The following is a 23,562-nucleotide window of genomic DNA, read 5'->3' on the forward strand; positions in this document are numbered from 1 at the left end:
TGCTCTGTCGATCCGCAGAAATCACTTCTTGCCGATCCGGAGATTTGCCATGACCCAGCGTTACAGCGCCCTCCTCGCCGCCCTGTTTGCCAGCCTGATGCTGAACCAGGCACCCGCCCACGCCGACGGTCTGGAGGATGTGGTCAAGCGCGGCGTCCTCAAGGTGGCCGTGCCCCAGGACTTCCCGCCCTTCGGCTCGGTCGGCCCGGACATGAAACCCCGCGGCCTCGATATCGACACCGCGAAACTGCTGGCCGACCAGCTCAAGGTCAAACTCGAACTGACCCCGGTCAACAGCACCAACCGCATCCCCTTCCTCACCACCGGCAAGGTCGACCTGGTGATCTCCAGCCTCGGCAAGAACCCGGAACGCGAAAAAGTCATCGACTTCTCCCGTGCCTACGCGCCGTTCTACCTCGCCGTGTTCGGTCCGCCAGACGCCGACATCAAGGGCCTGGACGATCTCAAGGGCAAGACCATCAGCGTCACCCGTGGTGCCATCGAAGACATCGAACTGACCAAGGTCGCCCCCGAAGGCGTGACCATCAAGCGTTTCGAAGACAACAACTCGACCATTGCCGCGTACCTGGCCGGGCAAGTCGACCTGATCGCCAGCGGCAACGTGGTGATGGTCGCGATCAGCGAGAAAAGCCCGAAACGCGTGCCGGCGCTGAAAGTGAAGCTCAAGGATTCGCCGGTCTACGTCGGCGTCAACAAGAACGAGCCGGCGCTGCTGGACAAGGTCAACCAGATCCTCGTGACCGCCAAGAGTGACGGCGCGCTGGAAAAGAACGCCCTGACCTGGCTGAAAGAGCCGTTGCCGGCCGATCTCTGATTCGGCGTGCTGGAGACGTTTTATGGCTTATCAGTTCGATTTCCTGCCGGTGGTGAACAACACCGACCTGTTGCTGCGCGGTGCGTTGTTCACCCTTGAGCTGACCGCCATCGGCGCTGTGCTCGGCGTGGGACTGGGCATCGTCGGGGCGCTGGTGCGGGCGTGGAACATTCGGCCTTTCGCGGGAATTTTCGCGGTCTACGTCGAGTTGATCCGCAACACGCCATTCCTGGTGCAGTTGTTTTTCATCTTCTTCGGCTTGCCGTCCCTGGGCGTGCAAATTTCCGAATGGCAGGCGGCGGTGCTGGCGATGGTCATCAACCTCGGCGCCTATTCCACCGAGATCATCCGCGCCGGCATCCAGGCGATCCCCCGGGGTCAGCTGGAAGCCGCGGCGGCACTGGCGATGACGCGCTTCGAGGCGTTCCGCCATGTGGTGCTGCTACCGGCCCTGGGCAAGGTCTGGCCGGCCCTGAGCAGCCAGATCATCATCGTCATGCTCGGCTCGGCGGTGTGTTCGCAGATTGCGACGGAGGAGCTGAGCTTCGCCGCCAACTTCATTCAATCGCGCAACTTCCGCGCCTTTGAAACCTATGCCCTGACTACCTTGCTCTATCTGTGCATGGCGCTGCTGATCCGCCAGTTGCTGAACTGGATAGGCCACCGCTTCATTGCAAGGAGCAGCCGATGAGCGACTTCACCTTCTGGGACATCGTGCGCAACCTGCTCATGGGACTGCAATGGACGCTGGCGCTGTCGCTGGTGGCGTTCATTGGCGGAGGGCTGATTGGCTTGCTGATCATGGTCATGCGTATCTCGAAAAAATCCCTGCCGCGTAGTTTCGCCCGTACCTACATCGAACTGTTCCAGGGCACACCGCTATTGATGCAGCTGTTCCTGGTGTTTTTCGGCGTGGCATTGGCCGGGATAGAGATTTCGCCGTGGATGGCGGCGGCGATTGCACTGACGTTGTTCACCAGCGCTTATCTGGCGGAGATCTGGCGCGGTTGCGTCGATTCGATTCCAAACGGCCAATGGGAAGCCTCATCGAGTCTGGCGCTGACCCCTCTGGAGCAATTGCGCCATGTGATCCTGCCTCAGGCCCTGCGCATCGCCGTGGCGCCGACAGTGGGGTTTTCGGTGCAGGTGGTCAAAGGCACCGCCGTGACCTCGATCATCGGCTTCACCGAGTTGACCAAGACCGGCGGCATGCTCGCCAACGCCACCTTCGAACCCTTCATGGTCTACGGCCTCGTCGCCCTCGGCTATTTCCTGCTCTGCTACCCCTTGTCGCTCAGTGCGCGCTACCTGGAAAGGAGACTGCATGCCTCTGCTTAGAATTTCCGCCCTGCATAAATATTATGGCGATCACCATGTGCTCAAAGGCATCGACCTGAGCATCGAGGAAGGCCAGGTGGTGGCGATCATCGGTCGCAGCGGCTCGGGCAAGTCCACTTTGCTGCGCACCCTCAACGGCCTGGAGTCGATCAACGACGGCGTGATCGAAGTCGACGGCGAGTACCTCGACGCCGCCCGCGCCGACCTGCGCAGCCTGCGGCAGAAAGTCGGCATGGTGTTCCAGCAGTTCAACCTGTTCCCGCACCTGACCGTGGGTGAGAACGTCATGCTCGCGCCGCAAGTGGTGCAGAAAGTGCCGAAAGCCAAGGCCGCCGAATTGGCGCGGCAGATGCTGGAAAGGGTCGGGCTGGGGGAAAAGTTCGATGCCTTTCCTGATCGGCTGTCCGGTGGGCAGCAACAGCGGGTGGCGATTGCCCGGGCACTGGCGATGTCGCCGAAGGTTTTGCTGTGCGACGAAATCACCTCGGCGCTGGACCCGGAACTGGTCAATGAAGTGCTGAGCGTGGTCCGGCAACTGGCCAGCGAAGGCATGACGCTTATCATGGTCACCCACGAAATGCGCTTCGCCCGGGAGGTTGGGGACAAGTTGGTGTTCATGCACCAGGGCAAGGTGCATGAGGTTGGGGATCCGAAACTACTGTTCGCCAACCCCCAGACGGCGGAACTGGCGAATTTCATCGGGACGGTGGAAGCAGCAGGCTGAAGGATATTGAGTGCCTTTGAGGCCGCCTTCGCGGGCTTGCCCGCTCCCACAGGGTTCTCTGTTAGAACGCGATCATGTGTTCGACGCAAAACCTGTGGGAGCGGGCTTGCCCGCGAAGAGGCCATCTGCAACGCCACGAATGCCCCTGAGGTAAAAGATCGCAGCCTTCGGCAGCTCCTACGCGTTGGCGCCAGCCTTTGATCGTGGCACGATGTCGAGGTTATCGACCGAGACCCCAGACCATGCCGCAATCCAAAGCCAAGAATCTGTCCCTGATCGCCGCAATCGACCTGGGCTCCAACAGTTTTCACATGGTCGTGGCCAAGGCCCAGAACGGCGAGATCCGTATTCTCGAGCGTCTCGGGGAGAAGGTTCAGCTGGCCGCCGGCATCGACGAAGAGCGCCATCTCAACGAAGAATCGATGCAGCGCGGGCTCGACTGCCTCAAGCGCTTCGCCCAACTGATCAGCGGCATGCCCACCGGCGCCGTGCGAATCGTGGGTACCAACGCCCTGCGTGAAGCCCGCAACCGCGCCGAATTCATCCGTCGCGCCGAAGAAATTCTCGGCCACCCGGTGGAAGTCATTTCCGGCCGTGAAGAAGCGCGCCTGATCTACCTCGGCGTGTCCCACACCCTCGCCGATACCCCCGGCAAGCGCCTGGTGGCCGATATCGGTGGCGGCAGTACCGAATTCATCATTGGCCAGCGCTTCGAACCGCTGCTGCGCGAAAGCCTGCAGATGGGTTGCGTCAGCTACACCCAGCGCTATTTCAAGGACGGCAAGATCACCCCGGCCCGTTACGCCCAGGCGTACACTGCGGCGCGGCTGGAGATCATGAGCATCGAGCACGCCCTGCACCGCCTGACCTGGGATGAAGCCATCGGCTCCTCGGGCACCATCCGCGCCATCGGTCTGGCGTTGAAGGCCGGCGGCCATGGTACCGGCGAGGTCAACGCCGAAGGCCTGGCCTGGCTCAAGCGCAAACTGATCAAGCTGGGCGACGTCGAAAAAATCGATTTCGAAGGTATCAAACCGGATCGCCGGGCAATTTTTCCAGCGGGCCTGGCGATCCTCGAAGCCATCTTCGACTCCCTCGAACTGCAACGCATGGACCACTGCGAAGGCGCCCTGCGCGAAGGCGTGCTCTATGACCTGCTGGGCCGTCATCATCACGAAGACGTGCGCGAACGTACGCTCACTTCGCTGATGGAGCGCTACCACGTCGATCAGGAACAAGCGGTACGGGTCGAGCGCAAGGCACTACATGCGTTCGACCAGGTGGCCGAGGACTGGGACCTGGAAGACGGCGTCTGGCGCGAACTGCTCGGCTGGGCGGCCAAGGTCCATGAGGTGGGCCTGGACATCGCTCACTACCAGTACCACAAGCACGGCGCCTACCTGATCGAGCACTCGGACCTCGCCGGGTTCTCCCGCGAAGACCAGTTGATGCTCGCACTGCTGGTACGCGGCCACCGACGCAACATTCCCAAGGACAAGTTCGCCGATTTCGGCGATGACGGCATCAAGCTGATTCGCCTGTGCGTGCTGCTGCGCTTTGCGATCCTGTTCCACCACATCCGTGGCACCCAGCAAATGCCCCAGGTGGAGCTGAACGCCCACGGCAATAGCCTCGAAGTGGTGTTCCCGGAGAACTGGCTGGATGAAAACCAGCTGACCCAGGCCGACTTCGAAATCGAAGCGCAATGGCTGACCCGCGTCGACATCGTGTTGACCGCTCGCTGAAATTGAAAAAGGCCTTCTTCGGAAGGCCTTTTTTTGTCTGCGATTCTGCAAACGCCAACTAACCCTGTGGGAGCAAGCTCGCTCCCACAGGTTGATGGCGTTAACGAACCGCCAGGATCGGACTGCCCAAACGCTCCAGCAACGTCGCCTGGGCGCTGCGCGGGTTCTGGTTGCCGGTCGGTGTGTTACGGATGTAACGACCGTCCGACTGCAGGCTCCAACTGTGGGTGTTATCGGTCAGATACAACTCCAGCTCTTTCTTGACCCGCATGATCAGCTTCTTGCCCTCCACCGGGAAGCAAGTCTCGACGCGCTTGTCGAGGTTGCGTTCCATCCAGTCGGCACTGGACAGGAACATCTGCTCGTCGCCACCGTTGAGGAAATAGAAGACCCGGGTGTGCTCCAGGAAGCGGCCGATGATCGAGCGCACATGGATGTTGTGGGAAACCCCGGCGATGCCCGGCCGCAGGCAGCACATGCCACGCACCACCAGATCGATGCGCACGCCTGACTGGCTGGCCTTGTACAGCGCGCGGATGATCTTCGGATCGGTCAGCGAGTTGAACTTGGCAATGATGTGCGCCGGTTTGCCGTCGAGGGCGAACTGGGTTTCCCGGGCAATCATGTCGAGCATGCCCTTCTTCAGGGTGAACGGCGCGTGCAGCAGTTTCTTCATGCGCAGCGTCTTACCCATGCCGATCAACTGGCTGAACAGTTTGCCGACGTCTTCGCACAAGGCGTCGTCGGAGGTCAGCAGGCTGTAGTCGGTATACAGGCGGGCGTTGCCGGCGTGGTAGTTACCGGTGCCGAGGTGCGCGTAACGCACGATTTCACCGGCCTCGCGCCGCAAAATCAGCATCATCTTGGCGTGGGTCTTGAAGCCGACCACGCCGTAGATCACCACCGCACCGGCCGCTTGCAGACGGCTGGCCAGTTGCAGGTTGGATTCCTCGTCGAACCGCGCACGCAATTCGATCACCGCCGTGACTTCCTTGCCGTTACGCGCAGCATCCACCAGCGCATCGACGATTTCCGAGTTGGCGCCGGAACGGTACAGGGTCTGGCGCACCGCCAGAACGTGTGGGTCCTTGGCGGCCTGGCGCAGCAGGTCGACTACCGGGGTGAACGACTCGAACGGGTGCAGCAGCAGGATGTCCTGCTTGCTGATCACACTGAAAATGTTCTCGCTGTTCTGCAACAGTTTCGGAATCTGCGGGGTGAACGGCAGGTATTGCAGCTCGCGCTGGCTGTCCAGGCCAGTGATGCTGAACAGTCGCGTCAGGTTCACCGGACCGTTGACCTGATACAACTCCGACTCGCTCAGGTTGAATTGCTTGAGCAGGTAATCGGACAGGTGCTTCGGGCAGGTGTCGGCCACTTCCAGACGCACCGCATCGCCATAGCGACGGGAGAACAGTTCGCCGCGCAAGGCGCGGGCCAGGTCTTCGACGTCTTCGGAGTCCAGCGCCAGGTCGGCGTTACGGGTCAGGCGGAACTGGTAGCAACCCTTGACCTTCATGCCCTGGAACAGGTCATCGGCGTGAGCGTGGATCATCGACGACAGGAATACATAGTTGTCGCCAGCGCCGCCAACTTCTTCCGGCACCTTGATGATGCGCGGCAGCAGGCGTGGCGCCGGGATGATCGCCAGGCCGGAATCGCGGCCAAAGGCATCGATGCCTTCGAGTTCGACGATGAAGTTCAGGCTCTTGTTCACCAGCAACGGGAACGGGTGCGTCGGGTCGAGGCCGATCGGGGTGATGATCGGTGCGATCTCGTCACGGAAATAGCGGCGGACCCAGGTCTTGAGCTTGGTCGTCCAGTTACGGCGACGGATGAAGCGGACCTGATGTTTTTCCAGTTCCGGCAACAGAATGTCGTTGAGGATCGCGTACTGGCGATCGACGTGACCGTGGACCAGTTCGCTGATGCGCGCCAGCGCCTGATGCGGTTGCAGACCATCGGCGCCGGCCTGTTCACGGGCGAAGGTGATCTGCTTCTTGAGGCCGGCGACCCGAATTTCGAAGAACTCGTCCAGGTTGCTGGAGAAGATCAACAGAAACTTCAGCCGCTCCAGCAATGGATAGGACTCGTCCAGCGCCTGCTCCAGCACGCGGATGTTGAACTGCAGTTGCGAGAGCTCGCGGTGGATGTACAGGCTGCTGTCATCCAGGCCGGGAATGGCCAGCGCTGGCGCTGGCGCTGTCACGGCGGTTTCGACGACCGCCGCGGGCGGAGCTGGCTCCAGCTCCGGCGGGGTCTCGTCGACTTGCTCCACCACAGGTTGAGCGTCTTTTACGGCAACTTCAGTGAGTACTTCGGTATTCATCGAATGTTCCTGGGAGGGCTATTTTTGCTCTCGTAACAATTGAGCGGCACGAACGGCAAAGTACGTCAGGATGCCATCAGCCCCTGCACGTTTGAAAGCGGTCAAGGACTCGAGGATAACCCCTTCGCTCAACCAGCCATTCTGGATCGCCGCCATGTGCATGGCGTATTCGCCGCTGACTTGATAAACAAACGTCGGCACTTTGAATTCTTCTTTTACCCGGCACAGGATGTCCAGGTACGGCATGCCCGGCTTGACCATGACCATGTCTGCACCTTCTGACAAGTCCGCCGCCACTTCGTGCAAGGCTTCGTTGCTGTTGGCCGGGTCCATCTGATAGGAGGCCTTGTTGGCCTTGCCCAGGTTCAGCGCCGAACCGACCGCATCGCGGAACGGCCCGTAATAGGCACTGGCGTACTTGGCCGAGTAGGCCATGATCCGCACGTTGACGTGACCGGCCACTTCGAGGGCTTCGCGGATCGCCTGGATGCGACCGTCCATCATGTCCGATGGCGCCACGACCTGAGCGCCGGCTTCGGCGTGGGACAGGGCTTGCCTGACCAGTGCGTCGACGGTGATGTCGTTCTGCACGTAGCCTTCTTCATCAAGAATGCCGTCCTGGCCGTGGGTGGTGAACGGGTCCAGGGCAACGTCGGTGATCACGCCCAGCTCAGGGAATCGCGCACGCAGCGCACGGGTCGCGCGCTGGGCGATGCCTTCGGGGTTCCACGCTTCGGCGGCGTCCAGGGACTTGAGTTCCGCGGGTGTCACCGGGAACAGCGCCAGCGCCGCAATCCCCAGCTCGACCCACTTGGCCGCTTCTTCCAGCAACAGGTCGATGGTCAGGCGTTCGACGCCCGGCATCGAAGCCACCGCTTCGCGACGGTTTTCACCGTCCAGTACGAACACCGGCAGGATCAGGTCATCGACGGTCAGGACGTTTTCACGCACCAGGCGACGCGAAAAGTCGTCACGACGATTGCGGCGCAGGCGGGTTGCGGGGAACAAACGGTTGGCGGGGGTAAAGCTCACGGCAGACTCCTGAGCCCGCGCTTACGGGCGAGCGTGACAGTTATAAGCGGCCATTATGACGAACGTATTACAGTTGTGTGCATCCCTGTGACTAGGGGGCGTTCTCAATTAGTTTCCCCGCCGCGTTGTCGCCTTAAAGCGGGCCAGGCAAGGCGCAGGCCGCTGGGAATGGTTGTTCCCTTTCCAAGGCCTGCAACGCAGCCTGGCCCGCTTTAAGGCACAACCCGAAGGGCCGGGCCTGCTGTTGTGCAGGGCTGCGTTGCTCGAAGCTGATTTGGAATGACCAAACTACGCTTCTCGCGCCTTGCCCTGCACAACAGCAGACCCGGCGCGGCGGGGAAACTAATTGAGAACGCCCCCTATAGCCGCATTCCATTGTCGTTGTAGGAAATGTTCACGTCGAGACACATTTGGACACTTTCCTGAATGTGCCCGAAGGGTTAGGCTGCGCGTTCATTTCGCCAGCACCCAGACAATGCTCCAACAATTTCTGCATGACTTCGGCTACTTTGCCCTTTTTCTAGGCACGTTCTTCGAAGGCGAAACCATCCTGGTACTCGCGGGCTTCCTCGCGTTCCGTGGATACATGGACATCAACCTGGTGGTGGTCGTGGCCTTCTTCGGCAGCTATGCCGGCGACCAGCTGTGGTATTTCCTGGGGCGCAAGCACGGCCGCAAACTGCTGGCGCGCAAACCGCGCTGGCAGATGATGGGTGACCGGGCGCTGGAACACATTCGCAAGCACCCGGACATCTGGGTGCTGAGCTTCCGCTTCGTCTACGGTTTGCGCACGGTCATGCCGGTGGCCATCGGGCTGTCAGGTTATCCGCCGGGCCGTTACCTGCTGCTCAACGGCATTGGCGCAGCGATCTGGGCCACAGCCCTGGCGGCCGCCGCATACCATTTCGGCGCCGTGCTCGAAGGCATGCTCGGCAGTGTGAAGAAGTACGAGCTATGGGTACTCGGTGCGCTGCTGGTCCTGGGCTTCGTGCTGTGGCTGCGTCGGCGCTTCAAGAATGCCCGCCTGGCCAAGCAGGTCTACGCCGACGAACAAGCCCTGAAAGCTGTGCGAACCAACACCGAAGGCCCTACGACGCCAACCGAGTGATGCGGCTCCTGCAACAGTAGAGACCGACGCCGCTCAACAGGCTGTAACTGAGCAGGCCGACCCAGCCCAGCGCGCTGGCCGGCCACAGCCCCACCATCGGGGCCAGCCATGCCAATGGCAGATTCGACGCCAGCCGCACCAGTTCCAGCTTCAACGCCCACGGGCGATTCTCCAGGGCCACGCCCAGCACAAACAGACCGAACGCCACCGTTCCCCAGCCCGACACCAGGGCGGCGACTGGCAGCTTCGACTCAAGATTCATCAGGTAACTGCCCAGCGCGATGTAGATGCAGAACTGCAAGAGGACGTAGAGCTGCTGACGCCCGTCCAGTGCTACCTCGAATTTGCGAAACTGGCTCAGGTCCGGCTTGTTCATCGGGTATCTGGCCGCCACGTCCGCCGGGCGCCAGCCGGTGCGCATGAACCAGATCCGCAGCTTGTCCCAGGTGCTTTCGGCACGCCGCGCATCGGCCCACAACTGCGCGTAGAACTGCACGTTCGCCCACACGGGGTTCCAGCTCGCCAGCGGCGTGGTCACGCCGAAGATCACCGGCTCGTTTTCGTCTTCTTCCTGGAACGAACCGAACAGACGGTCCCAAATAATGAACACACCGCCGTAGTTGCGATCCATGTAGAGAGCGTTCTGTGCATGGTGGGCCCGATGATTGGACGGTGTGACAAAGAACCATTCGAACCAGCCAATCTTGGGAATGTGCCGGGTGTGCACCCAGAACTGGTACAGCAGGTTCAGCGCCGCGACGCTGACGAACACCAGCAGCGGCACGCCGGACACCGCCATCGGCAGATAGAAGATCCAGCCCAGCAGGAAGCCGGTACTGGTCTGGCGCAACGCCGTGGACAGGTTGTAGTCCTCGCTCTGGTGATGCACCGAATGGGCGGCCCAGAGGATGTTGCGCTCGTGGCCCATGCGGTGCAGCCAGTAGTAGCAGAAATCGTAGAAGACAAAGGCAAACACCCATGTCCAGGCGCTGTCGGCCGACAGTTCGAACAGTGCCAGGTGCTTGAGGGCAAACCCATAGGTCACCAGCCCCACCCCCTTGGTCAACAGACCCGTGGTGGTCGACAGCACGCCGGTGCTGATGCTGTTGATCGCGTCCGCCACCCGATAATTGCTCACCCCGCGCCAACGGTCGGCCAGCAGCTCGGCAGCGATCAGCACAAAGAAAAATGGCACCGCATACAGAATGAAGTCCATGACGCGCCCTGATCGGAATCTTGAGGACAGATGCTATGTGCAGCCGTGAATTAACCCTATGGCAACGCAGGACAAATTAGTGGACATTTAACGCCATGAATCTGGAGAAAAGCCCATGAGCAAAAAAGTTGCAGTGATCCTTTCCGGTTGTGGCGTGTACGACGGCGCCGAGCTCCACGAGAGCGTCATCACCCTGCTGCGCCTGGACCAGCGCGGTGCCCAGGTGCAGTGTTTCGCACCGAACATCGCGCAGTTGCATGTGATCAACCACCTGACCGGCGAAGAAATGCCCGAATCGCGCAACGTGCTGGTGGAATCGGCGCGGATTGCCCGGGGCAACATCAAGGATATCCGTGACGCGAACGTCGATGAGTTCGATGCGCTGATCGTGCCCGGCGGCTTCGGCTCGGCCAAGAACCTGTCCAACTTCGCCATCGAAGGCGCCGGCTGCAGCGTTCAACCGGATGTCCTGGCACTGACCGAAGCCTTTGCCGAGGCCGGAAAACCGGTGGGGTTGATGTGCATCTCCCCTGCCCTGGCGGCAAAGATCTACGGCCCTGGCGTCACCTGCACCATAGGCAACGACACCGACACGGCAGCTGCGATGAACAAGATGGGCGCGACCCATACCGATTGCGCGGTCAGTGACATCGTCGAGGACAAGGCACGCAAACTGGTGAGCACCCCGGCCTACATGCTGGCGCAATCGATCAGTGAGGTGGCATCCGGCATCAACAAACTCGTGGACCGCGTGCTCGAACTGACCCACGAAAACGACGCCTGACACGGTTCAAAAATGTGGGAGCGGGCTTGCTCGCGAAAGCGGTGTGACAGCCAACATTAATGTTGAATGTACTGGCCCATTCGCGAGCAAGCTCGCTCCCACAGGGTTCTTGGCAAAGGTCAGGCTTTGCGTGTGAGCCGAGTCAAAATCCGGTCCAGCGCATTGGCGAACGCCTGCTTCTCACGCTCGCCAAAGGGTGCCGGGCCACCGCCCATTTGCCCCTGTTCGCGCAAATCAGTGAACAGGTTGCGAACCGCCAGCCGCTCGCCCATGTTCTGCGCATCAAACTCCTTGCCCCTCGGGTCAAGCGCTGCCACGCCCTTCTTCACCAGACGATCGGCCAGCGGCACATCGCTGCAGATCACCAACTCACCGGGTACCGCGTGTTCCACCAGGTAGTCATCGGCCGCATCCGGGCCGCTCGGCACCACGATCAGCTTGACCAGGGCCAGCCCCGGCTTGGTCTGCGGCTGCCCGGCCACCAGCACCACTTCGAACTGGCGCTTGAGGGCGAACTTCACCACCAGATCCTTGGCTGCCCGCGGACAGGCGTCGGCATCGATCCACACACGCATTGGTTTTTCCTCTGTTTAAAAGCATCGTCGGAACGCCGCCCGAGGCAAGCCACGCTCCCACAGGTTAACGCTAAACCTGTGGGAGCGTGGCTTGCCCGCGAAAGTGAGCGAAGCGAATGCCGTTTAAGAAACCTGCACCCGCTGCCTCTCAACCACCCGGCTACGACCGTACAACACGACAATCGCAATGATCGCCACAGCCTGGGCACTCAACGAATAGGCGTCGGCATGGATCCCCAGCCATTCAAAGTCAAAGAACGGTACCGGCCGCGTACCGAAGATCCCGGCTTCCTGCAGCGCTTTCACGCCATGCCCGGCAAACACCACCGACAAGGCGCACAAAAGGCCGGCATTGATGCTGAAGAACAGCGCCAGCGGCAGCTTCGCCGAACCGCGCAAAATTACCCAGGCCAGGCCTATCAGCAACACCAGCGCCGTGGCCCCACCGGCCAGCACCGCGTTGTGCCCCGCGGGCCCCGCCTGCAACCACAGGGTTTCGTAGAACAGAATCACTTCGAACAGCTCGCGATACACCGAGAAGAACGCCAGGGTCGCAAACCCGAAACGCCCGCCGCCGCCCACCAGGCTGGTCTTGATGTAATCCTGCCAGGCCGCCGCGTGACGACGGTCATGCATCCACACGCCCAGCCACAGCACCATGACGCTGGCAAACAACGCCGTCGCACCTTCCAGCAATTCGCGTTGTGAACCGCTGACATCAATCACATAGGCTGCCAGCGCCCAGGTGCCCAGCCCCGCCACAAACGCCAGGCCCCAACCGACGTTAACGCTGCGCACTGCCGCCTGTTGATCCGTGTTACGCAGGAAAGCAAGGATCGCCGCCAGCACCAGGATCGCTTCCAGACCTTCGCGCAGCAGAATCAGCAGACCGGAAATGTAACTCAGCGACCAGCTCAAACCCTCGTTGCCCAACAGGCCGGCCGATGCCTTCAACTTGTCCTTGGCCACTTCCAGGCGCTGCTCGACCTCGCTCACCGGCAGGCCATCCTGCAACGACTGACGGTAGGCCATCAGGGATTTTTCAGTGTCTTTACGCACGTTGGCGTCAATGTTATCCAGCGAACTCTCAACCAGCTCAAAGCCTTCCAGATACGCTGCTACCGATAAGTCATAAGCCTGATCATGCTCACCGGCACGATACGCCGCGATGCTTTTGTCCAGAGTGGCTGCAGTGTAGTCGAGCAGTTGCCCCGGGCCACGCTTGACCTGCGGCGGTTGCGCCCGCTGGGCACGGAAGGTCGCGGCGGCTTGCGGGCCTTCGACGGCCTGTACTTCGGCCGGGGTCTGACGAGCCAGGTCGGCGATGTTGTAGGTCTTTTCAGCCTTGACCGTCGCCGGGTCGACGCTGAAGCTGGCGATATAGGTGGCCAGGTCCCAACGCTGACGATCATCCAATTGATCGGCAAAGGCCGGCATGTCAGTCCCTTCGACGCCCAAGCCCAAGGTGCTGTAGATCGCGTAGAGGCTCAGGCGATCCAATCGTGTAGTGTCACGCAGATCAGAAGGCGGCGGCGTCATGCCGACACCTGCCGGGCCATCGCCGGCCCCTGCATCGCCATGGCAGACCGAGCAGTGCTGAGCATACAGCGGCGCGCCACGCGCTGGGTCCGGCGTAATCACCGGGGCCTGGCTGACTTCATAGGCCACGGCCAGCTTCGCGCCCAGTTGCCTGGCCTGGCGAGTGACCTCGGTACCCTCCTGCCGGGCGCCGATGGAATTTCCCAGCGCGGCCAGGCTTTGCTCCAGCGCAGCTTTTTCCGGCTTGGCCGGCATGGCTGTAATCAGACTTCCCAGCGTCTTGACCGATTCTTGCTGCGCGCGAAATCCTGCCTGGTCCGTGATGCTGCCCGCCTGCACCGTGTCCGGGTAATCGGTGCCGATGTAATCGAGCAAGTGCAACGCCTGCGGTGCACCCTCGGCGGGTGCGGCCAGCAGTTGAAAGCTGCACGCAGCCAACAGCGGCAGCAACAGCCAGGCCAGGAAACGTGGGGGGGCAATCATGAATGAATCTCAATTGGAAATACGAAGTTACATATTGTTAACGCCAGACGGGTTTCGCTCAAGCTTTGTTGATACTTCTTCGTAATTGCATTGGTTTCTGAAATTGCTCCCCAAACGAAAAAGGCGACCTCCAGGGTCGCCTTCCTTGTAAGTCGCCGTTTTAAACGGCAGCCCTGCGCAACGTCGCCATGAACGCCGCCGCACCGATGAACAGCCCGGCAAAGGTGCGGTTCATGCGTTTTTGCTGTTTCGGCGTTCGCAACATACGAAGCACTTTGGACGCCAGGCCGGTGTAGCCGGCCATGACAATCAGGTCGACGCATACCATGGTCACGCCGATCACCAGATACTGAATCAGCAGCGGAGCATGGGGGTCGATGAACTGCGGCAGCACCGCCAGCATGAACACCAGCGCCTTCGGGTTGCTGATGTTCACCAGAAACCCACGGAACACCAGGGCCATCGGCTTGCCGATCTGGCGCAGGGCCGCGTCATCGCTCATATCGCTGGGCAGCGCACGCCATTGCTTGATCGCGAGGTAAACCAGATACGCCACGCCAAACCACTTGATGGCGTAGAAGGCCGTGGCCGAAGCCGTGAGAATGGCGCCGACACCGGCACCGACGATGGCGATCTGCAAAGCCAGGCCCAGTTGCAGGCCCAGGGCGTTCCAGTAGCCGCGCCAGAAACCGTATTGCAGGCCGCTGGACATCGACGCAATGGCGCCGGCACCGGGAGACAGGCTGATGACCCAGCAGGCGGCAAAAAACGCCAGCCATGTTTGAAGCTCCATTGCACACCTCGACTCAGATTCGTGACAGACGTCTAAGCTAATGCGGCTTTGGGCCAATGACTACCGATTTTTTGTAGGACATGGCGACTGCCGACTTGCTCGCGATCGCGGTGTATCAGGCAGCAGAAGCCTTACTTCTCAAACCCGCTGGAAGGAAACACATCCGTCCCGCGCCAGCGCCGTACCGAACGCTGGAAGAACAAACTGTTGGGCACCTGCACCATCGCGCTGCCGGTGCCGAGCTCTTCGGCCTCGACCAGCGTGGTGTAAAGAAGATTGATCGCCACCACCCGGCCTTTGACGCCGGGCTTGTCGGTGGTGTCCACCAACTCGACCACGTCACCGATGCGAAACGGGCCGACGGTGAAGATCAGGATCGCGCACAGCAGGTTCGACAACACGCTCCACATGGCGAAAAACGCCACCGCCGCGACCGCGACGAAACCAGACAACGCGGTCCAGAGCACCGTAGCCGAGACACCGAGTCGCTCCAGGACGAAAATCAGCGCACTACCCATGATCAGCCAGCGCAGACCACCGCGCAGCGGCATCAGCAACTGCGGCGGAAACGGATAGCGCTCACCGAGACGGGTCAGGCATTTGGCGACGAAACGCTGGGCGATGTAGCCGGCCAGAAGGATCAGCAGGATTTGCACCCCAAGCCAGATCGGCTCGGCCCACACCGCCGGTAGCGGCATCTTGAAGGCGTCCATCAGGACAGTGCCTCCAGCTCCGCCTGCATGCTTTCCAGCAATTCCAGGGCTTCCATCCACGCTTCTTCCAGCTCTGCCTCACGCACCTTCAGCCTGGCCTGTTCGGCCAACAGGTCACGCAATTCGTTCTTGCGCGCCGGCTCGTAGATGTCACTGTCGCCGAGGCTGGCATCGATCTTCGCCAGCTTTTCGTGGAGCTTGCCGAGTTCGGCTTCGAGCTTGTCAGCCTCGCGCTTGTGCGGCGCCAGTTGCTGACGCAACGCAGCAGCGGCCTGACGCTGGGCTTTCTTGTCGGTCTTGTCCGGGTTGACCGGCGTGTTGCTGACCGGGGCGTTGCGCTGGCGATACTCCACCAGCCAGCGGGTGTAGTCCTCCAGGTCGCCGTCGAACGCCTCGACCTTGCCGTCCGCCACCAGATAGAAATTGTCGGTGGTGCTTTTGAGCAAGTGGCGATCGTGAGAAACCACCAATACCGCACCACTGAACTCTTGCAGGGCCATGGTCAGCGCCAGGCGCATTTCCAGGTCCAGATGGTTGGTCGGTTCGTCGAGCAGCAACAGGTTCGGTCGGTCCCAGGCAATCAAGGCCAACGCCAGGCGGGCTTTCTCGCCACCGGAAAAATTCAGTACCGGCTCGTCGATTCGCGCGCCACGGAAGTCGAAACCACCGAGGAAGTCGCGCAGGGTCTGTTCGCGCTCGGTTGGTGCCAGGCGCTGCAGGTGCAGCAACGGGCTGGCCTTGGAGTCCAGAGAATCGAGTTGATGCTGGGCGAAGTAACCGACCACGGTGTTCTCGCCACGGGTCAAGCGGCCGGCCAGAGGCGAAAGCTCACCGGCAAGGTTCTTGATCAGGGTCGACTTACCGGCACCGTTCGGGCCGAGCAGACCGATTCGCGCACCCGGGGTCAGTTGCAGCTTGACCTTCTCCAGCACGGCTTTGTCGCCGTAACCCAAGCGGGCATCGGACAGGTCGATCAGCGGGCTGGAAATCTTCTGCGATTCACGAAAGACAAAGTCGAACGGCGAATCGACATGGGCAGCGGTCAGCTCTTCCATCCGCTCCAGTGCCTTGATCCGGCTCTGGGCCTGACGGGCCTTGGTGGCCTGGGCCTTGAAGCGGGCGATGTAGCTTTCCATGTGCGCACGTTGCACCTGCTGCTTCTCGTACGCCTGCTGTTGCTGGGCCAGGCGTTCGGCACGGGCGCGCTCGAAGGCGCTGTAGCCACCGCGGTACAGGGTGATCTTGCGCTGATCGACGTGGGCTATGTGGTCGACCACGGCATCGAGGAAATCCCGATCGTGGGAAATCAGCATCAAGGTGCCGGGATAACTCTTGAGCCACTCTTCGAGCCAGATGATGGCGTCGAGGTCGAGGTGGTTGGTCGGTTCGTCGAGCAGCAGCAGGTCCGACGGGCACATCAAGGCCTGCGCCAGGTTCAGGCGCATCCGCCAGCCACCGGAGAAATCCCCGACCTGGCGATCCATCTGCTCGTTGGTGAACCCCAGGCCGGCCAGCAACTTGCGCGCCCGGGCGTCGGCGGTGTAACCGTCGGCGCTGTCGAGCTCCGAGTGCAGGCGGGCCTGTGCGGCACCGTCATGGGCCGCTTCGGCTGCCGCCAGGTCGCGTTGCACCTGGCGCAGGCGCAGGTCGCCATCGAGCACGTAGTCGACCGCCAGGCGCTCGAGGGTGTCGACCTCCTGGCGCATGTGGGCGATACGCCAGTCGGCCGGCAGGAAGCAATCACCCGAGTCCGGGTGCAGTTCGCCCCGAAGCAAGGCGAACAGGCTCGATTTGCCGGCGCCGTTGGCACCGATGAGGCCGGCTTTCTGGCCGGCGTGCAGGGTCAGCTCGGCGTCTTCTAGCAGACGTTGCGGGCCACGCTGTAAAGTCAGGTTCTGAAGTCGAATCATAATGGCGGCGGAGTCTACCAGCTTCGCTCGCAACTGGCGCGAGTAGCACTATGTCCTCTGACCTGTGGAGCTTTTCCCTGAACACTTACGCTCGACCGGGTATTGAGCAGGCATGCCTGCAATTGCAGTCGGCGGGTATCAACGTGTGTCTGTTGCTGTGTGCTGCCTGGTTGGGACAGCGAGGCGTGGCCTGCGATGAGCAGCGCTTGCAACAACTGCGAAGTGTGGCCGTTCCTTGGGACGCCGATGTCGTGCGGCCGTTACGCGCCTTGCGCACACACTGGAAGGCCGCTGCCACGGCAGACGCCGATTTGCACAACCTGCGTGAACAAGTGAAGGCACTGGAGCTGGAAGCCGAGCGGCATCTGTTGTTGCGGCTCGAGAGAGCAGCGCAGAGTTGGCCGCAAGATGCCGAGACCGATCTATCGGCCTGGCTGGAAGGTGCGGCGGCGGGTGCCGCCCACCTGCACCGCGACGCGCTGCATCAGCTGCGCGTCGCGGTAACCGGCACTTAGGAAGCGCTGGTTGGGGTGGTTGCTGCGATCGATGCGGCGGCCGGCGTTGGCGCTGGCGTGGCTGTCGAGGTGGCTGCTGCTAAAGCAGACGTTGCTGCCGGAGTCGGGTTGGCTGGCTTGGCAACCGGTGCGGTGGCTGGCTTGGCGGCAACCGGCTTTTTCACTGCAGGTTTGGCCGCTGGTTTTGCAGCGGGTTTTGCCGCAGCAGGTTTGGCGGCAACTGGCTTGGCAGCGGCCGGCTTGGCGGCGACTGCTGGTTTCGCTGCAGCTGGTTTGGCGGCTGGTTTGGCAGCCGCTTTTACAGCAGGTTTGGCAGCGGGCTTGGCTGCTGGTTTTGCAGCGACGGGTTTGGCCGCCGGCTTGGCAGCAGGTTTCGCCGCAGCGGTCCGGGCAGCTGGTTTAGCGGCCGGTTTTGCAGCTGCTTTGGCTACTGGTTTTGCAGCCGGTTTAGCTGCTGGTTTAGCTGCTGGTTTTGCAGCGGCGGTTTTAGCTACGGCTGGTTTGCCAGCAGCGGTTCTTGCAGCGGCAGATCGTGCGGCGGCTGGTTTGGCAGCCGTGGTTTTAGCCGCAGGTTTTGCAGCGCTGGCAGCAGCCGGTTTTCTCGCAGCCGGTTTGGCAGCAGGTTTGGCCGCGGCAGTTTTAGCGACTGGCTTTGCAGCTGCAGGTTTTGCAGCAGCAGGCTTGGCCGGTGCTTTTGCAGCAGCCGGTTTGGCAGCGGCTTTCTTCGCAGGTGCCGCAGCAGGCTTGGCCGCACGCAGGGACAACACCTTGCCGACAGCCTCTTGTACACGACCGACGCCCTGGGCCAGTTTCAGGCTTTCCTGAGCATCGCGCTTGAGTTGCAGAATGTAGCCGCGGGTTTCCGATTGACGATCCTTGAGGGCATCGAGCAGTTCCTCAAGATCGGCCACTGCGCCCTTGGCCTTGGCTTGCGCCTTGGCTTTTCCGGCTGCCGCAGCGTCCTGCAATTTAGTACGGGACTTGTGCAGTTTTTCTTGCGCTTTTCCGCGCTGCTTTTCCAGTTTGGCGAGCAACTTTTCAGCATCAGCCAAGGCTTCGGAACAAGCGGTTTCCAGATGCTCGAGCAGGCTGCTCGAGAGTTGTTGGAGCAAGTGCAACGGAGTGTTTACTGGCTTCTTGGTGGCCGACATGGTTTACCTCCTGGCTGAAGTGAGTGCGGCTCATACTAGACCTCTGCAGCAACCGCCGCTAGGGCATGTTGACACTATCGAAAGCGCTGTGTTGCAAAGGTTTGAAAAACTTCTGCCTCGGCGCAAAAGCAGTTCACCGTTGCGCATATTCTCGCTGGCATAATCGCCCGCAATTCAGGTCGGAGAGAGCTCATGTCGCGCTACCTTTTTTTATCGCTGTGTGTGTTTTTTTCGGTGGCCCAGGCCGCCGAAAAAACGCAGGAAAATGAAGCCCACGATCTCGCTTACAGCCTGGGCGCAAGCCTTGGCGAACGCTTGCGCCAGGAGGCTCCCGACCTGCAGCTCCAGGCACTGGTCGAAGGATTGCAGCAGGCCTATCAGGGCAAGCCGCTAGCGCTGAAGGACGAGCAGATCCAGCAGATACTGAACGAGCATGAAGCCCGGATCGCCATGCAGTCAGACGAGCCGCAAAGCGAAATGGCACTGGAAAAAGAACAGCGATTTCTCGCCACGGAAAAAGCCAGACCCGGCGTGCGCGAACTGGCCGATGGCGTGTTGCTGACCGAGTTGACGCCAGGCACTGGCGCCAAGCCCGGACCGAACGGCAAGGTGCAGGTGCTGTACATCGGTCGCTTGCCCGACGGTACGGTGTTCGATCAGAGCAGTCAGCCACAATGGTTCAGTCTCGACAGCGTGATCGCCGGATGGCGCAGCGCGCTGCAGAACATGCCGGTTGGGGCGAAATGGCGACTGGTGATTCCATCGGCTCAAGCCTATGGCGCCGACGGTGCCGGCGACGTGATTGCTCCGTTCACTCCACTGGTGTTCGAAGTTGAATTGCGCGGAGCCACCAGCTGACAACGCAAACAGAAAACGGCGTGCCTTGGCACGCCGTTTCGGGATCTTGCAGGGAAGTGTTTCAGGCCTGAACCGAATCAGTTTCCTTGTGGGCGGTATGCAGCACTTCGATCAGGCAGTCTTCCAGTTCAAAGCGCTCATGCAACAGTCCGCCGAGTGTCTTGAACTCTTCGGCAACACACTTTCCTGCATCACACAGGTCATTGAAGGCGAGCAGCTTTTCGGTGATGACGTCGATACGCGGATAGATCGTCTCGGCGAGCTCCAGGCCACGCTGATCGTTGAAGGCCTTGGCCTCCCCCGTCAGCTGCTCGTAGATCTCGAAATGCCCGGCCGATACATAATCGACAAGCACGCCGCAGAATTCCTGCAAGGGCTTGCGGTTCTCACCCAGCGCCTCAGGCTTTGCGCCGAGAGCGTCATAGGCCCCGATCAGTTCGTGTCGTTCCTGCAACCAGCGATCAATCAGCAGGTGCACTCCGCCCCAGCGTTCCTGAGCATTCTGACAACTTTCGAGCATGGTGATCTCTCTTCCCTTGTGGGTCAGCTGCTCTATGCCCGCTCGCCTCTTGTAACATCGGTGGGCGGTCAGGCAGAGCGTCATCGAGCAACATAATTCCAATGACACGTGCGGGCCAGATTATGCCCGCGCGACACTGGCTTCAAGGTACGCAGGCGATAAAGTTCATACAAGTGTTTAATCGCCCGCAAAGGCCCGGTGCGACGACTCGCCGCTGAGTGGTCGCTGATAGCCGCTCCAGACCAGTCGCAGCGACTGGTAAATGGCCAGAATCATCATCGCGACGAAGAACAGCAGGCTCCACTCAGTGAGACTCAGATCGAACAGCGTCCAGGAAATTTCCACACAATCGGCAGCGCCCTTGAACATTTGCTGTACGACCGATAGCCACGGCGAGTTGGACAACAGGTCCGCCAGATGCGTCGAGCACACTGCGACCTGTTCCGCCGGCAGGGTTTGCAGCAGGACTTGTCGCCATGCCGTGACAGTGCCGGCCAGGCTGCAACAAAGACTGAGCAACCAATACAGAACGTTTCCGATGCGACCGGGGCCATGGACCGAAGCCATCAGGCAGACGCCGGTAAGGAGCGCCAGGCAAAACCGCTGCACAAGACACAAGCCACAAGGTCGCAGGCCGACTGCATATTCCAGGTAGTAGGAAACGCCCATCGCCAGGGCACCCGCAATGAAAGCCATGAAAAACAAGGAGCGTGAGCAGGCCAAAGACATGGCTTTTCCGTAAAAGTAGTGACAGACCATTACGGTAGAGGAAAGCGCGACAGCCTTTCAAGGCAAGTGCCCACAGAGACTTCAGCACAGGAGTAGGGAAATCCCGACGCAGGCGAGAGGATAAAATGTAGCCCGCTGTAGGACTTTTCCTGCGACGAAATTTGGCGACTGAATTTCAACTGATCATCGTACTGCGGCGAGGGCGATTGCTCCCTCGCCACAGGTCATCGCTCAGGCGCCGGAGCCCGGCGCCAACGAATGGCTCAAGCGCGGACCGGCGCTGGCAGAGGGGCCGCGAGCAAGCGCTCATCCAACAACCCCAGGCCTTCCTGAAACAGCTGGTTGCTACGCTCGGCATCGCCCATTTGCGCCAGCAAGCGTGCCAGCTCGGCACAGGCTTCCGGATTGCGTTGTACACGCAGGCTGCTTTCCAGATAGTCCCGGGCCTTGCCCCACAAACTGTTTTGCAGGCATAGACGCCCCAGAGTCAGCAGCAGGCCCGGATCAGCCGGATGGTCCTTGAGCCAGCCTTCGGCGGCCTGCAACTGGCGGACCGGATCATTGCCGCGAACCAGTCCGTAGAGTCGTGCCAGATGACTGTCGTAGCTGCGCTTGAGCGCAGTGCGCAGCACTTCTTCGGCCTCGACCTGAGCCCCCAGTTGCCGCAGCTGTTCGGCATACGCGAGCACCAGTTGCGGCTCCTGACGCTGTGCCGAAGTCAGTTGCTGCCAGGCACGTTCCAGCGATTGCTTCCCCACAGTTCCGTCTGCTTCCCGTTGCGCCGCCAGGGACAGGTTCGCCCCCCAGGCCCGACGCTCCAGCTCGGCGAGTTCGGCAGCCGGCAGGATTTTGTCCTTGCGCAGTTCCGGCAACAGGCGAATCACTGCCGACCAGTCACCACGCTGCGCAAGCAGGCGCTGCAACTGACGCAGGGTCTGTGCGTTATGAGGATGGCGTTCACGCATGGCTTGCAGGGTGGCGAGGGCGCCTTCGGTATCACCGCGGTCGGTCTGCAACTGGGCGTGGCTCAAGGCAATCGCCAACTCGGCCTGAGGCTGACGCTCCAGGGCGCGCTCCAGCAAGTTGTCGCTTTCTTCGTAATTACCCAGTTCGTTCGCGGCACGGGCAGCGCCGAGGTAGTAAAGCAGCGGCTGGCGCTCGGCTTCGGCAGCCCGATACAAGTGCCGTTGCGCGTTGGCCCAGCGTCCCTCGGCCAGGTCCAGCTGACCGTGTTCGATCGCCACCTGCACCCGACGGCTGCGGTTGCGCCGCGACCACGGATTGACCACGCCACTGGAAGCCATCACCAGTTCGACCAGCGACTTGATGCCCCAGATCACCAGCCAGAGCACAGCCACCAGCGCCAAGGTAGCCCACAGGCTCGACTCGTAACGGAAGGTCTTGTAGGCAATCAGCACATAGCCGGAGTGTTCGGCAATCGCCAACCCGAGCGCAGCGGTAGCAGCGATCACGAAGAACACGATCACATAGAGGCGTCTCATGGCGTGGCCTCCGGCGCGGCGTTCGCGGCAGGCCTGGCCAGTGGCTTGACCGAATCTTCAGCGTTGACGTTGCGCCGCTCCAGATACCCCTGCACCGCGCTCAGGGTGCCGGTCATGTCCGGAGTGACGACGGTGACAGGTTGCTTGCTCAACTCGGCGACCTGCTCAAGCATGACTTTGCTTTGCGCGTTGTCCGGGTTGAAGTTGCCCTTGAGGATGTCCCGCGCCTCGTCCAGCACCTGGGAGTAAACCGCCGCCTGGCCATTGAGTGCGGCCCACTGCGCCTGCTCCAGCGCCAGGCTCAGGGCCAGGCGTACCTGACTCAGGCTCTGGCCGGCCAACAGTGGGCGAACGTTTTTGTCAGCATTGAAATCGATGCGGATGTAGCGCGAAATCTGATCCCACCATTGCGCCCAGCGACTGGCACCGTCGCCATCGGCAGTCAGGCCCAGTAACGAATCACCTCGGTCCTTGTACTCCGGTGCCAGCTCGGTGAGGCTGGCCACTTGATCACGCAGCGCGCCAAGACGCAGGAACAGCCCGGTGCGATCCGGTTGTTCGGTGCTGCGCAAGGCGATCAGGGTCTTGGCCACCTGCTCGCGAGCGGCAAAGGAGCCCGGGTCGTTTTGCTCGCGCAGTATCTCGTCGGCACCCTGGACCAGTGCCTGGGCACTGCTGATGTCCTGCAACGCGGACAGTCGCAGGCTGGCCAGACGTAGCAGGTGCTCGGCCTCGGCCAGACGCCAGTCCTTGCGGCTGGCGCCGAGAACGGTTTCCAGCCGTTGGTTCAACCGCTGCTGATCACCTTGCAGCTGAATCACCAGGCGACTGCGTGCTTCCAGCTCATCGGCGGGAGGCAATTGCGCCAGGCGTGCGCTCAGGCGCTCTTCGTTGAGCTTGAGGCTTTGCGCCTGGTCATTCAGCGCCTGCACCTGGCTCAGTTGCTGCTGATTATTGGCCTGCAGGTGACGCACCTGCCAGACACCCCAACCGCCCACGGCTACACCGGCTGCGCCCAACAGCAGCGCGATGATGGCCAGACCATTGCCTCGACGCTGCTCGGCAGCAGGTGGCGGCGGCGACACTTCATCAACAGGAGCATCAACAGGTGCATCAAGCACCGGTCGCGAGTCATCTTTAGGCAAGGCTGTTTCGCTCACGTA

22 protein-coding genes are annotated in these 23,562 nt (G+C 61.3%); 9 read left to right on the forward strand and 13 right to left on the reverse strand.

The genetic code is table 11. The annotated features are described in order from the left end of the window. The first annotated feature begins 49 nt into the window (after positions 1-49). The 5 genes from ACM6G4_RS09055 (at position 50) to ppx (ending at position 4,642) form a co-directional block, all read left to right on the forward strand. A complete protein-coding gene (locus ACM6G4_RS09055; protein ID WP_414913518.1) occupies positions 50-835 on the forward strand; it encodes a transporter substrate-binding domain-containing protein in 786 nt (261 codons plus the stop codon). 22 nt (positions 836-857) lie between these two features. Beyond that, positions 858-1,526 (forward strand): amino acid ABC transporter permease, encoded by a 669-nt coding sequence (locus ACM6G4_RS09060; RefSeq protein WP_046039042.1) that lies wholly within the window; start codon positions 858-860, stop codon positions 1,524-1,526. Beyond that, positions 1,523-2,173, forward strand: coding sequence for an amino acid ABC transporter permease (locus ACM6G4_RS09065; RefSeq protein ID WP_056726384.1), 651 nt, complete (start codon positions 1,523-1,525; stop codon positions 2,171-2,173). The genes ACM6G4_RS09060 and ACM6G4_RS09065 overlap by 4 nt, the downstream gene beginning before the upstream one ends. Continuing rightward, the gene (locus ACM6G4_RS09070; protein ID WP_414913519.1) at positions 2,160-2,897 is read left to right on the forward strand and encodes an amino acid ABC transporter ATP-binding protein; all 738 of its coding nucleotides are present in this window, start codon (positions 2,160-2,162) and stop codon (positions 2,895-2,897) included. The genes ACM6G4_RS09065 and ACM6G4_RS09070 overlap by 14 nt, the downstream gene beginning before the upstream one ends. 242 nt (positions 2,898-3,139) lie before the next feature. Further along, complete coding sequence (gene ppx / locus ACM6G4_RS09075; RefSeq protein WP_414913520.1) at positions 3,140-4,642, forward strand: exopolyphosphatase; 1,503 nt, start codon at positions 3,140-3,142, stop codon at positions 4,640-4,642. Positions 4,643-4,742: 100 nt separating this feature from the next. On the opposite strand, the gene ppk1 is transcribed toward ppx, so the two are convergent. Then, positions 4,743-6,971, reverse strand: coding sequence for a polyphosphate kinase 1 (gene ppk1, locus ACM6G4_RS09080; RefSeq protein WP_056726381.1), 2,229 nt, complete (start codon positions 6,969-6,971; stop codon positions 4,743-4,745). Positions 6,972-6,989: 18 nt separating this feature from the next. After that, the gene (gene hemB / locus ACM6G4_RS09085) at positions 6,990-8,003 is read right to left on the reverse strand and encodes a porphobilinogen synthase (RefSeq protein ID WP_056726380.1); all 1,014 of its coding nucleotides are present in this window, start codon (positions 8,001-8,003) and stop codon (positions 6,990-6,992) included. Between the two features lie 475 nt (positions 8,004-8,478). Here hemB and ACM6G4_RS09090 point away from each other — a divergent pair, with 475 nt between their 5' ends. Then, on the forward strand, positions 8,479-9,111 hold the full coding sequence (locus ACM6G4_RS09090; protein WP_414913521.1) for a DedA family protein: 633 nt from the start codon (positions 8,479-8,481) through the stop codon (positions 9,109-9,111). Here ACM6G4_RS09090 and ACM6G4_RS09095 read toward each other — a convergent pair. Then, positions 9,092-10,327 carry a sterol desaturase family protein gene (locus tag ACM6G4_RS09095; RefSeq protein ID WP_414913522.1) on the reverse strand — a complete coding sequence of 412 codons (1,236 nt, stop codon included), beginning with the start codon at positions 10,325-10,327 and terminating at the stop codon, positions 9,092-9,094. The genes ACM6G4_RS09090 and ACM6G4_RS09095 overlap by 20 nt on opposite strands. Positions 10,328-10,442: 115 nt before the next feature. On the opposite strand from ACM6G4_RS09095, the gene elbB reads away from it, so the two are divergent. Next, a complete protein-coding gene (gene elbB, locus ACM6G4_RS09100; protein ID WP_414913523.1) occupies positions 10,443-11,111 on the forward strand; it encodes an isoprenoid biosynthesis glyoxalase ElbB in 669 nt (222 codons plus the stop codon). A 119-nt stretch (positions 11,112-11,230) separates the two neighbouring features. On the opposite strand, the gene ACM6G4_RS09105 is transcribed toward elbB, so the two are convergent. From ACM6G4_RS09105 to ACM6G4_RS09125, 5 genes are all read right to left on the reverse strand, one after another. After that, a complete protein-coding gene (locus tag ACM6G4_RS09105; RefSeq protein ID WP_414913524.1) occupies positions 11,231-11,686 on the reverse strand; it encodes a YaiI/YqxD family protein in 456 nt (151 codons plus the stop codon). A 123-nt stretch (positions 11,687-11,809) separates the two neighbouring features. After that, positions 11,810-13,708 carry an FTR1 family protein gene (locus ACM6G4_RS09110; RefSeq protein ID WP_414913525.1) on the reverse strand — a complete coding sequence of 633 codons (1,899 nt, stop codon included), beginning with the start codon at positions 13,706-13,708 and terminating at the stop codon, positions 11,810-11,812. Between the two features lie 160 nt (positions 13,709-13,868). Further along, positions 13,869-14,501: a homoserine/homoserine lactone efflux protein gene (rhtB, locus tag ACM6G4_RS09115; protein WP_056726374.1), complete on the reverse strand. Its 633-nt coding sequence runs from the start codon at positions 14,499-14,501 to the stop codon at positions 13,869-13,871. Positions 14,502-14,632: 131 nt separating this feature from the next. Then, on the reverse strand, positions 14,633-15,214 hold the full coding sequence (locus ACM6G4_RS09120; protein WP_056726373.1) for a mechanosensitive ion channel family protein: 582 nt from the start codon (positions 15,212-15,214) through the stop codon (positions 14,633-14,635). Then, positions 15,214-17,124 carry an ATP-binding cassette domain-containing protein gene (locus tag ACM6G4_RS09125; protein ID WP_414913526.1) on the reverse strand — a complete coding sequence of 637 codons (1,911 nt, stop codon included), beginning with the start codon at positions 17,122-17,124 and terminating at the stop codon, positions 15,214-15,216. Before ACM6G4_RS09125 ends, ACM6G4_RS09120 begins: the two co-directional genes overlap by 1 nt. Before the next feature lie 50 nt (positions 17,125-17,174). On the opposite strand from ACM6G4_RS09125, the gene ACM6G4_RS09130 reads away from it, so the two are divergent. Then, entirely contained in the window at positions 17,175-17,639 is a 465-nt protein-coding gene (locus ACM6G4_RS09130) for a TIGR02444 family protein (RefSeq protein WP_056726371.1), read from the forward strand. Here the strand turns inward: ACM6G4_RS09130 and ACM6G4_RS09135 are convergent. Further along, positions 17,636-18,790, reverse strand: coding sequence for an AlgP family protein (locus tag ACM6G4_RS09135; RefSeq protein WP_414913527.1), 1,155 nt, complete (start codon positions 18,788-18,790; stop codon positions 17,636-17,638). The genes ACM6G4_RS09130 and ACM6G4_RS09135 overlap by 4 nt on opposite strands. Before the next feature lie 192 nt (positions 18,791-18,982). Between ACM6G4_RS09135 and ACM6G4_RS09140 the strand changes: the two genes are divergently transcribed. Beyond that, positions 18,983-19,648 (forward strand): FKBP-type peptidyl-prolyl cis-trans isomerase, encoded by a 666-nt coding sequence (locus tag ACM6G4_RS09140; RefSeq protein WP_409078184.1) that lies wholly within the window; start codon positions 18,983-18,985, stop codon positions 19,646-19,648. A 61-nt stretch (positions 19,649-19,709) separates the two neighbouring features. On the opposite strand, the gene rsd is transcribed toward ACM6G4_RS09140, so the two are convergent. The 4 genes from rsd to ACM6G4_RS09160 all read right to left on the reverse strand — a co-directional run bounded on the left by rsd (position 19,710) and on the right by ACM6G4_RS09160 (position 23,559). Further along, on the reverse strand, positions 19,710-20,168 hold the full coding sequence (gene rsd / locus ACM6G4_RS09145) for a sigma D regulator (protein ID WP_223455405.1): 459 nt from the start codon (positions 20,166-20,168) through the stop codon (positions 19,710-19,712). A gap of 177 nt (positions 20,169-20,345) precedes the next feature. Then, the gene (locus ACM6G4_RS09150; protein WP_409078185.1) at positions 20,346-20,897 is read right to left on the reverse strand and encodes a disulfide bond formation protein B; all 552 of its coding nucleotides are present in this window, start codon (positions 20,895-20,897) and stop codon (positions 20,346-20,348) included. Positions 20,898-21,160: 263 nt separating this feature from the next. Then, on the reverse strand, positions 21,161-22,399 hold the full coding sequence (locus ACM6G4_RS09155; protein WP_056726365.1) for a heme biosynthesis protein HemY: 1,239 nt from the start codon (positions 22,397-22,399) through the stop codon (positions 21,161-21,163). Further along, entirely contained in the window at positions 22,396-23,559 is a 1,164-nt protein-coding gene (locus ACM6G4_RS09160; protein WP_056726364.1) for a uroporphyrinogen-III C-methyltransferase, read from the reverse strand. Before ACM6G4_RS09160 ends, ACM6G4_RS09155 begins: the two co-directional genes overlap by 4 nt. Positions 23,560-23,562: the final 3 nt, after the last annotated feature.

It is taken from the genome of Pseudomonas sp. IT-P258, assembly GCF_949767825.1.
Lineage (GTDB): Bacteria > Pseudomonadota > Gammaproteobacteria > Pseudomonadales > Pseudomonadaceae > Aquipseudomonas > Aquipseudomonas monachiensis.

What these genes read in the sequence shown, in the direction of transcription:
- ACM6G4_RS09090 (WP_414913521.1), top strand. Translation starts at nt 8,479, where the DNA reads ATGCTCCAACAATTTCTGCATGACTTCGGCTACTTTGCCCTTTTTCTA.
- ACM6G4_RS09105 (WP_414913524.1), bottom strand. Translation starts at nt 11,686, where the DNA reads ATGCGTGTGTGGATCGATGCCGACGCCTGTCCGCGGGCAGCCAAGGAT.
- ACM6G4_RS09155 (WP_056726365.1), bottom strand. Translation starts at nt 22,399, where the DNA reads ATGAGACGCCTCTATGTGATCGTGTTCTTCGTGATCGCTGCTACCGCT.
- ACM6G4_RS09110 (WP_414913525.1), bottom strand. Translation starts at nt 13,708, where the DNA reads ATGATTGCCCCCCCACGTTTCCTGGCCTGGCTGTTGCTGCCGCTGTTG.
- ACM6G4_RS09095 (WP_414913522.1), bottom strand. Translation starts at nt 10,327, where the DNA reads ATGGACTTCATTCTGTATGCGGTGCCATTTTTCTTTGTGCTGATCGCT.
- ACM6G4_RS09055 (WP_414913518.1), top strand. Translation starts at nt 50, where the DNA reads ATGACCCAGCGTTACAGCGCCCTCCTCGCCGCCCTGTTTGCCAGCCTG.
- ACM6G4_RS09150 (WP_409078185.1), bottom strand. Translation starts at nt 20,897, where the DNA reads ATGTCTTTGGCCTGCTCACGCTCCTTGTTTTTCATGGCTTTCATTGCG.
- ACM6G4_RS09065 (WP_056726384.1), top strand. Translation starts at nt 1,523, where the DNA reads ATGAGCGACTTCACCTTCTGGGACATCGTGCGCAACCTGCTCATGGGA.
- ACM6G4_RS09070 (WP_414913519.1), top strand. Translation starts at nt 2,160, where the DNA reads ATGCCTCTGCTTAGAATTTCCGCCCTGCATAAATATTATGGCGATCAC.
- ACM6G4_RS09135 (WP_414913527.1), bottom strand. Translation starts at nt 18,790, where the DNA reads ATGTCGGCCACCAAGAAGCCAGTAAACACTCCGTTGCACTTGCTCCAA.
- rhtB (WP_056726374.1), bottom strand. Translation starts at nt 14,501, where the DNA reads ATGGAGCTTCAAACATGGCTGGCGTTTTTTGCCGCCTGCTGGGTCATC.
- ACM6G4_RS09130 (WP_056726371.1), top strand. Translation starts at nt 17,175, where the DNA reads ATGTCCTCTGACCTGTGGAGCTTTTCCCTGAACACTTACGCTCGACCG.
- ACM6G4_RS09125 (WP_414913526.1), bottom strand. Translation starts at nt 17,124, where the DNA reads ATGATTCGACTTCAGAACCTGACTTTACAGCGTGGCCCGCAACGTCTG.
- ACM6G4_RS09060 (WP_046039042.1), top strand. Translation starts at nt 858, where the DNA reads ATGGCTTATCAGTTCGATTTCCTGCCGGTGGTGAACAACACCGACCTG.
- elbB (WP_414913523.1), top strand. Translation starts at nt 10,443, where the DNA reads ATGAGCAAAAAAGTTGCAGTGATCCTTTCCGGTTGTGGCGTGTACGAC.
- ACM6G4_RS09120 (WP_056726373.1), bottom strand. Translation starts at nt 15,214, where the DNA reads ATGGACGCCTTCAAGATGCCGCTACCGGCGGTGTGGGCCGAGCCGATC.
- ppk1 (WP_056726381.1), bottom strand. Translation starts at nt 6,971, where the DNA reads ATGAATACCGAAGTACTCACTGAAGTTGCCGTAAAAGACGCTCAACCT.
- ACM6G4_RS09140 (WP_409078184.1), top strand. Translation starts at nt 18,983, where the DNA reads ATGTCGCGCTACCTTTTTTTATCGCTGTGTGTGTTTTTTTCGGTGGCC.
- ppx (WP_414913520.1), top strand. Translation starts at nt 3,140, where the DNA reads ATGCCGCAATCCAAAGCCAAGAATCTGTCCCTGATCGCCGCAATCGAC.
- rsd (WP_223455405.1), bottom strand. Translation starts at nt 20,168, where the DNA reads ATGCTCGAAAGTTGTCAGAATGCTCAGGAACGCTGGGGCGGAGTGCAC.